The 4442-nt window shown below is 70.8% G+C and carries 3 protein-coding genes; all 3 read right to left on the bottom strand.

Annotated features, from left to right (window positions below):
• Positions 1–95: 95 nt before the first annotated feature.
• Positions 96–470, bottom strand: a complete 375-nt coding sequence (locus AB3X43_RS00285) for an iron-sulfur cluster assembly protein (RefSeq protein ID WP_369427902.1) — start codon at positions 468–470, stop codon at positions 96–98.
• Between the two features lie 116 nt (positions 471–586).
• A complete protein-coding gene (locus AB3X43_RS00280) occupies positions 587–2428 on the bottom strand; it encodes a putative bifunctional diguanylate cyclase/phosphodiesterase (RefSeq protein ID WP_369427901.1) in 1842 nt (613 codons plus the stop codon).
• Positions 2425–4442, bottom strand: a 2018-nt coding sequence (locus AB3X43_RS00275; RefSeq protein WP_369427900.1) for an ATP-binding protein, incomplete at its 5' end; no start/stop codon positions are given. The genes AB3X43_RS00275 and AB3X43_RS00280, both read right to left, overlap by 4 nt.

Raw genomic sequence — 4442 nt, 5'->3', positions numbered from 1 at the left:
GGGCCGCTTGGGGCCACGCGCATCCAGATGGGGCGGCGAACTAAGGACATACCCTGATGATGCACCCCCTTCGAGCCTGTCGGGATTGATGCCTGTCAATCCTCGACGACCCAGCCCAGGCGTCGCCGCAGCGCAACGCTGGCCCGCCGTGGCGACCACTCGACCGCGTGGTCGTGGGTCAGGTAGATGTCCGTGTCCGGCAGCACGGCCTGGATGGCGCGGAAGGCCGCATCGGCGGTCAGATCGCTGAGCGGGCAGCTCATGCCCAGGCTGACGAAGCGCAGCCAGGCCTCGCCCTCGGTCAGGCGCAGGGACTCGATCAGACCGAGTTCGAGGATGCTGGCCGGCACGTCCGGGTCGCGCACCTGGCGCAGGGCGTCGAGGCTGCGCAGCAGGGCGTCTGCCGGGCCTTCCAGCGTCAGCTCCGGCACGGAGCGACACGACAACAGCGGAGGTGCAGCGGGGATCATGGGGCAGTCCTCCACGGCGGGTTCAAGCGGTGCGGGTGCGGTCTTTGCGACTATCGGCAGTGCCCGGCTCCATGGCGTTGCGCCGCATCAAGCGGACGGCGCGTGCGCCGCCGCCATCAGTGCAATGCGGCCGGATAAGCCTGTTGCGCCAGCCGCACCTGCTGCTGCAGCGCATCGAAGGTCAGTGGCTCGGGCTGGTGGAAGTAGTAGCCCTGGCCCCACTGCACGCCCAGATCGGTCAGCAGCCGCGCCACCGAGGCGGTCTCGACGAACTCGGCCACCACCGGCTTGTCCAGCAGCCGGGCCATGTCGACCATCGAGCGCACCATCGCCTGGTGCGTCGGCTCGGTCTGCATGTCGCGCACGAACAGGCCGTCGATCTTGAGCGTGTCGAAGGGCAGCTCGCGCAGGTAGGCGAACGAGGCGTAGCCCGAGCCGAAGTCGTCGAGCGAGAAGCGGCAGCCCGCGTCGTGCAGCGTCTGCATGAACTCGCGCGCCTGGGCGAGGTTGCCGATGGCCTGCGTCTCGGTGATCTCGAAGCACAGCAGGTCCGGGCGCACGCCGTGCTGCGCGATCGAGGCCAGCACCTGCTGCGCCAGCCCCGGCTCGCGCAGCGACACCGCCGACAGGTTCAGCGTCACCTGGCCGAGCTGCTGCTGCAGTTCGGGGTGGCGGCCGATCAGCGCCAGCACCTCGCCGAGCATCCAGCGGTCGATCTCGCCGATCAGGTGGAAGCGTTCGGCCAGCGCGATGAACTGCGCCGGTGCGACGAGTTCGCCGCGCGCCGGGTCCCACAGCCGCACCAGCACCTCCACCCGCAGCGGGCCGCCCTGGTCCAGCGACTGCAGCCGCTGGAAGAAGATGCGGAAGCGGCCATGGCGCAGCGCGTCCATCAGCACCAGCGCCCAGTTGGTGGTCTCGCGCTGCGACGCTTCGCCGACGCGGGTCGGCGTGTAGGGGCGGATCTGGCCCCGGCCGTCGCGCTTGGCCAGGAACACCGTCTCGTCGGCCATCTGCATGAGCTGGTCGAAGGACACCAGATCGCGGTCCAGCGGCACGATGGCGATGGTCGCCGCGAGCGCGAAGCGGCGCTCCTGCCAGACGAAGGACCAGTCCTGCAGCGCCGCCAGCAGCTGCCGCGCCAGCCCGGCGCCCAGATCGGTCTCCTCGCTGACGACGGCGAACTGGTCGCCGCCCAGCCGCGCCAGGAAGTCCCCCCGGCGCAGCAGCCCGCCGAGCAGGTCGGCGAACTGGCGCAGCAGCTCGTCGCCGGCGATGCAGCCGCAGCTCTCGTTGACGAGGCGGAACTGGTCGATGTCGATCAGCAGCATCACCGCCGGGCCGGCCGGCGCGGCCTGCCGCTGCAGCCGGGCGAGCAGTTGCGTGACGTGGGCGTCGAGCGCGCCGCGGTTGTGCAGCCGGGTGACGAAGTCGTGGCTGGCGAGGTAGCCCAGGCGGTCCTGCATGTAGCGGCGCTCGTTGATCTCGTGGCGCAGCTGCTGGTTGGCCAGCGTCAGATCGGCCGTGCGCTCGCGCACCTTGTCTTCGAGCGCGCGGTTGAGTTCGCGCAGCTCGCGCAGCAGCCGGCGCCGCTCCAGCTGGTGGGACACCCGGGCGCGCACCTCGTCGGGCTGGATCGGCTTGGTGATGTAGTCGGCGCCGCCGACGGCGAAGCCGTGTGCCACGTCGTCCACCCGCGCGGTGCAGAAGATCACCGGGATCTCCGCCGTGCGCGGATCGGTCTTGAGCTGGGCGCAGACCTCGAAGCCGTCCAGGCCCGGCATCATCACGTCGAGCAGGATCAGATCGGGCTGCAGCCGCTGTGCCAGATCGAGGGCGCGGGTGCCGCCGGTGGCGATGAGCAGGTCGGCGTCGATCTCGACGAGCGTCGCCTGCAGGACGTCGATGTTCTGCGGCGTGTCATCGACGATGAGGATGCGGGGAATCGGCTGGCTCACGGTGGCGTGGTCTCGGGCTGGAGGGGGTGGAGCGCCTCGGGCCCGGCCAGCAAGGCCCGGGCGTACTGCGAGAGACGGTCGAAATCGTAGTCGCTGGCGGCGGCCAGGAGGGTGGCGAGGGCGTCGGCCGGCGGGGTGTCCGTGGTGCCGGTGCGCTCGGCCAGTTGCGCCAGCGCGTGGCGCACCGGCTTGAGTGCGCCCTGGTCGGCCGCCTCGGCCAGCGCGGCGAGCAGTGCGCGGCTGAGGGGGCCGATGCAGGCCGGCATCGGCACGGGGTCTGTCGCGGGCTGTGTGGCGGCGTCCGCAGGCGCGTCGACCGCCACGGGAACGAAGCGCGCCCCTGCGTGCTGGGCCAGCATCTGGTGGATTTCCTCGAAGGCATAGGGTTTGCCGACGAAGTCGCTGAAGCCCAGGCCGATGTAGTGCCGCCGCTCGTGCTCCAGGCTGGACGCCGACACGGCCACCACGGGCGGGTGCGCCATGCTGGTCTGCTCGCGCAGGCGCTGCAGCATCTGCATGCCGTCGAGCACGGGCATGCGGATGTCGGTGAACACGATGTCGAAGCCGCCCTGGCTGGCCGCTCGCAGGCCGTCGAGACCGTTCTCCGCGGTGTCCACCGTGCAGCCCACCCGCAGCAGCAGCTCGACCAGGATGTCCCGGCTGTGCGCATCGTCCTCGACCACCAGCGCCCGCACCGAGGTGCCGCTGACCAGACGCTGCGGACCGTGGTGGCGCGGCAGGGGCATGGCGCCCTCGGTGCTGCGGGGCAGCGGCAGCGCGAGGCGGGCCTGCGTGCCCTGACCGGGTGCGCTGTCGAGGCGCAGGTCACCGCCCATCGAGCGCGCCATGTGCCGCGCCAGCACCAGCCCGAGCCCGGTGCCGCCCTGGTCCAGCCCGGCCTGTCCCTGGTGGAACGGTGCGAAGAGCTGGGCGAGTTCGGCGGCGGCCATGCCGGGGCCGGTGTCGGTGACCTCGATGTGCACCGTGTCGCCGCTGCGCCGTGCCGTCAGTGCCACCTGGCCGTGGTGGGTGAACTTGACCGCGTTGCTCAGCAGGTTGAGCACGATCTGGCCCACCTTGGTCCGGTCGGCATGCACCGGCTCGGCCGCATCCAGCGCCAGTTCGACGGTGAAATCCAGTCCGCGTGCATGGACCCGCGTGGCCATCAGCTGCACGATCTCGTCGAGTTCCTGGCGCAGGTCGAAGTGCTGGCGGTGCAGCTGCAGCCCGCCGGCCTCGATCTTGGACAGGTCCAGCACGTCGTTGATCAGCCGCAGCAGCCGCTGGCCGGCCTGCAGCACGATGCGCAGCCGGCTGCGGCTGGTGTCGTCGTGGTGCGGTTCTTCGAGCAGGATCTGGGCATAGCCGATCACCGCGTTCAGCGGTGTGCGGATCTCGTGGCTCATGTTGGCCAGGAACATCGTCTTGGCCTGGTTTGCCTGGTGGGCCTGCTCGCTGGCGTGGCGCAGATCGACTTCCAGGCGGCGGCGCTCCTCGACCTCGGCGCTGAGCCGGGTGTTGCTCTGCGCGAGTTCCTGCGTGCGGTGCGTGACCTGGTCTTCCAGCCCGTCGTGTGCCGCCTGCATCGCACGGTCATGGCGCTGGCGCACCAGCACGATGCCGCTCAGCAGCGCCGTGAACGCCAGCCCGCTGGCGAGGATGCCGCCCTGCAGCGTGCTGGGCCAGGGCATCTCGTCCAGCCAGCCCGGGCGCATCAGCAGCGTCCAGCGCCGGTCGGCGAATTCCACTTCCACCTGCGCATGCAGTCCGGACTGGAACAGCCGCTCCACCTGGGGCGCGGCAAGCGGCAGCCACGGCTCCACCGGGCGTGCCTGGCGTGTCAGGTCGTGGTGCGAGTAGACGCCCGCGCTGTCGATCTGCGTCGCTTCGTGCAGCAGCAGGTCGAGCCGCCCGCCGGCCATCTGTGCCTGTGTGCGTTCGACCATCCGGCCCAGATCCAGCACGGCCGACACCAGCCCATGCACGCGGCTGGGGTCGTGCCGGCCATCCACGT

Origin of the sequence: Sphaerotilus sp., from assembly GCF_041083715.1 — a bacterium.
Classification (GTDB): Bacteria; Pseudomonadota; Gammaproteobacteria; order Burkholderiales; family Burkholderiaceae_C; genus Sphaerotilus.
The sequence above is the reverse complement of the archived record's forward strand: the minus strand, read 5'-3'. Positions and strand labels throughout refer to the sequence as shown.